The organism is uncultured Nevskia sp. (assembly GCF_903885465.1).
GTDB lineage: Bacteria > Pseudomonadota > Gammaproteobacteria > Nevskiales > Nevskiaceae > Nevskia.
In genome coordinates this window covers 1-4,201 of record NZ_CAISIQ010000342.1, presented here as the reverse complement: position 1 = coordinate 4,201, position 4,201 = coordinate 1, and the positions used below count along the sequence as shown (strand labels likewise).

3 protein-coding genes and 1 pseudogene are annotated in these 4,201 nt (G+C 65.7%); 3 read left to right on the top strand and 1 reads right to left on the bottom strand.

Translation table 11 applies throughout. The features are described from left to right. Positions 1-1,547: pseudogene (locus QZY06_RS13510) on the top strand (hypothetical protein); the annotation flags it as partial. Positions 1,548-1,619: 72 nt separating this feature from the next. After that, positions 1,620-2,039: a PaaI family thioesterase gene (locus QZY06_RS13505; protein ID WP_295685325.1), complete on the top strand. Its 420-nt coding sequence runs from the start codon at positions 1,620-1,622 to the stop codon at positions 2,037-2,039. 65 nt (positions 2,040-2,104) lie between these two features. Here QZY06_RS13505 and QZY06_RS13500 read toward each other — a convergent pair whose 3' ends face one another. Next, positions 2,105-3,838, bottom strand: a complete 1,734-nt coding sequence (locus tag QZY06_RS13500; RefSeq protein WP_295685322.1) for a S8 family peptidase — start codon at positions 3,836-3,838, stop codon at positions 2,105-2,107. Positions 3,839-4,005: 167 nt separating this feature from the next. Here QZY06_RS13500 and QZY06_RS13495 point away from each other — a divergent pair. Then, positions 4,006-4,201: hypothetical protein (locus QZY06_RS13495; RefSeq protein WP_295685320.1), on the top strand; the 196-nt coding region annotated here is incomplete at its 3' end.

Here is a 4,201-nt window from a genome sequence, read left to right as displayed (position 1 = left end):
AGCAGGCGACGCTGGTCAACAGCTTCGTCGACAGCCTGCAGAGTCTCGATCCACAAGCGCGGGTGATGGTGCTCGGCGATCTCAATGATTTCGACTTCAGCACGCCGCTGCGCATCCTGCGCACCGGCACGGCGGGCACGCGCGATACCTTGCGCAACCTCGGCACCGAGCTGGTCGCCAATCCGGCCGAGCGCTACAGCTATGTGTTCGAAGGCAATTCGCAGGAGCTGGATCACATCCTGTCGACGCCGCGCCTGCTCAACGCCGGCGCGCAGTACGAAGCGCTGCACATCAATGCCGAGTACGCCGACCAGGCCAGCGATCACGACGCGCTGCTGTCTTCGTTCCTGCTGCCGGCCAATGCCGCGCCGACTGCCGTTGCCACGGCGCTGCCGTCGACGACCACCGGCGGCAGCCTGGTGAGCCTCGATGGCAGTGCCTCGACCGACAGCGACGGCCGCATCGCCACCTACGCCTGGACGCAGACCGGCGGCCCGACGGTGAGCCTGAGCGGCGCCACGACGGCCACCGCCAGCTTCATCGCACCCTCGGTCAGCAGCACCAGCTTGCTGAGCTTCGCGCTGCAGGTGAGCGATGACGAAGGCGCGTCCGGCACGGCCAGCACCAGCGTCACGGTGCGGCCGCCGGTGGACACCACGCCGCTGCCGTTCAGCTTCGCGGCGAAGACCGAGGTCGCGCTGGGTGCTGTGGTGATCTCGGATTCGATCGTCGTGCTCGGTATCAATGCGCCGGCGGCGATCACCGTCAGCGGTGGCGAGTACTCGATCAACAACGGCGCGTTCAGCAGCCTGGTCGGCGCCGTGGTCAACGACGGCGACAGCGTGCGGCTGCGCCAGACGGCCTCGAACCTGCCGGCGACCACGACGACAGCTACGCTGAGCATCGATTCCGTCAGTGCGGACTTCAAGGTCACCACCGCGGCTTCGACGGTCGACACCACACCGGATGCCTTCCGCTTCGTCGATCTCGTCGATCAAGCCTCGTCGGCCACCGTGCGCAGCGAGCGGGTGAAGATCACCGGCATCGCGGGGCCGGCGGCGATCAGCATCAGCGGCAATCCGAACGTCATGTACCGGATCAACAACGGGCCGCTGACTCGCGAGCCGGGCCTGATCTCGCGCAACAACAGCATCCTGCTGCAGACGGTTTCGGGCCCGAATGCCGGTGATGTGGTGTCGGCGACGATCACCGTCGGCGGCGTCAGCGATGAATGGACGGTGACCACCGGCCTCGACCAGACGCCGGACAGCTTCAAGTTCCCGCCGCGCAGCAATGCCCAGCGCGGTGCCTTCGTCGCTTCGAAAGAGATCACCATCAGCGGCCTCAACGGCCCGGCACCGATCAGCATCGATGGCGGCGCACGCAGCTACAGCATCAACAACCGGCCGTTCACCGGGCCATCGACGGTGGTCAACGGCGATCGCGTGCAGATGCTGGTGACGGCTTCATCGGCCGCTGGTGGCTCGGTGACCGCGACCTTGACCGTTGGCAGCTTCTCGGCAGCGTGGACGGTGAACTCGCGCTGACCGTTCGTACGCTGTCTTAACCGGGACCCGGGCGGCTAAGCTTCCCGGGTCCTTTCATTTTCCACGAGCCTCATGAGCGACCTCCTTCCCGAAGCCACGCTGGATTACTTCATGAAGCTGCAGCCTGGCACCCTGCCGGATCTGCTGGGCCTGGAAGTCCTTGAAGTGGGCGAGGGCCTGTTGAAAGGTCGCATGAAGGTCGAGCGCCGACACCATGCGCCGAACGGTTTCCTGCACGCCGCCAGCATCATTGCGCTGGCCGATACCTGCGCGGGCTATGCGACGTTCGCGCATCTGCCGAAGGGCGCCAAGGGCTTCACGACGATCGAGCTGAAAAGCAATTTCTTCGGCACCGCGCTCGATGGCTACATCCATTGCACGGCGACGTCGCGCCATCGTGGCCGCACCACGCAGGTCTGGGATGCCGAAGTCAGCAACGATGCCGGCAAGCTCATTGCCGCATTTCGCTGCACGCAGATGATCCTGAGCTAGCCCCGGTTCCGAGCAAGAAGAAGCCCCGCAAGCATCTGCGGGGCTGGTGACCGAACGGCGTGTTGTTACTGCGGACGCCCGCACATCGTGTAGGCACCGGCCGCCGAGGTCGCACGTACGCCCCAGCGATAGGTGCTGCCGGTAGCACCGCTGAAGCTGATGCTCTCGTCCGAGGTGGCAGCCGCATCCGAGCGCGCGACGATCACCCAGGAGCTGCCGCTCTTGCGCTGCAGGTAGAGATCGAAGTTGCTGGCAGCCGGACCGGTGAGCGTGCCATCGAGCAAGGTCGTTGCCGTCAGCGTGAAGCCAGCTTCGGTGGGATGTGCCGCGAGCGCGCCCTTGGTCGTCAGTTCGCCCGGATAGGCCGTGAAGCCGGTGGGGCAGAGTGGCGGCGGCTCGACGACGATCGTGCCCTGGACGTAGGCAACCGCCGCGGCCGCATCGACGATGCCGGCACCGCAGCCGGTGCAGGTGGCCGGGAACGCGCGCGCGGTGGTGGTCAGGGCAGTCTTCACTTCGGCAGGCGTGATCGTCGGCTTGATGCTGTACAGCAGCGCGACCACACCGGCGACATGCGGCGTCGCCATGCTGGTGCCCTGATAGAGCGCGTAGGCGTCCGCGCCCGGGCCCTTGGTGCCCGCGTTCAGAGTCGACAGCACGCCGTTGCCGGCTGCCTTGCTGTCGCCACCGGGTGCAGCGATGGCGACCACGTTGCCGAAGTTGGAGTAGCTGGCGCGTCCGCCATTACGGCCGATGGCGGCGACGGCAATTGCCCCCGGACAACTGGCCGGGCTGTACTTGCTGGCATCGGCATTGCTGTTGCCGGCAGCGACCACCACGGTGGTGCCTCGGCTGTTGGCGCCTTGAATGGCGAGTTTCGTGGTGTTGTCGCAGGCGCCCGAGCCGCCCAGGCTCATGTTGATGACCTGGGCCTTGTTCGGGTTGGCCGGCACGCCGGGCACCGTGCCGCCGGAGGCCCAGATGATGCCGTCGGCGATGTCCGAGGTGTAGCCGCCACACTTGCCGAGTCCGCGCACCGGCAGCACTTTCGCGCCATAGGCCACACCGGAGACGCCGAGGGCGTTGTTGGTCAGCGCCGCGATGGTGCCGGACACGTGGGTGCCATGCCAGGAACTGGTGGTGGCCAGGTTGATGCCGCATTCGAAGTTGCCGACCCAGTCGCCGGGATCGCGGGCGTCGGAATCCCGGAGGTTGCCGTCGTTGGCGATATCGAGATCACTGATCATGTCGTAGCCGCCGATGATGTTGGCGGCGAGATCGGCATGCGGCCGGTAGCCGGTATCGATCACCGCGACGATCACGCTGGTGCCGGTGGTCACGTCCCAGGCGGCCGGTGCCCGGATGCCGCCGATCGCTTCGTAATAGCCCCATTGCTCGCTGTAGCGTGGATCGTTCGGCGTCAGCGTCGGCTGCAGCAGGCGATCTTCTTCGACGTACTCGACCAGGGCATCGCCCTTGAACTCGGCGATCAGCGCCGCGAGTTCGCTGGCGTCGATCGTGCGGCCGATGCGCAGCACATCGGCGCTGGTACCCATGGTCCGCAACCATTGCAGCGCCACACCGCGACGCGCGCCGATGCGGCTCGCCAGCGCAGTCGCCTGCGTCTGGTGCGTGGCGGGCAGCTTTGAGGAGTCCTTGAACTTGACGATCAGGCGCTGTGCCGGCCCATCCGCCGCCTGCGCTGCACCGCTACTGAGCAGGATTACGCTGCCGATCAGTGCCGATGCCAGTGATGCAAAACCGATCCGCCGCCCTTTTTTGGTGATGACTGCTTTCATGTGCTTCCCCCCAACCCTGTATTTCATCGATTGAGACCCAACGGGGCCTGACCGGACGGATGGCAACCGAGATTCGTGCCAACACCCGCCAATTGCTGCGAGACTCGGGCGTAAACCCGCCCGGCAATCCGCGTCAGGCAGTGGGTGAAATCAAGGAGCGATGGACCATGAAGAAGTTGTTCAAGATCGTCGGTGCGCTGCTGCTGATCCTGGTGATCGGTGCCGGCGTCTGGATCGTCAATGTCGGCTGGTACAAGCCATATTCGATCGATCTGTTCTACAACCGCGTGTTCGTTCGCTTCGCGCTGCAGAACCCGGAGCTGGTGACCAGCCTGGTGCCGCATCCGCTCGGCATCCGCTATT

What these genes read in the sequence shown, in the direction of transcription:
- QZY06_RS13500 (WP_295685322.1), bottom strand. Translation starts at nt 3,838, where the DNA reads ATGAAAGCAGTCATCACCAAAAAAGGGCGGCGGATCGGTTTTGCATCA.
- QZY06_RS13505 (WP_295685325.1), top strand. Translation starts at nt 1,620, where the DNA reads ATGAGCGACCTCCTTCCCGAAGCCACGCTGGATTACTTCATGAAGCTG.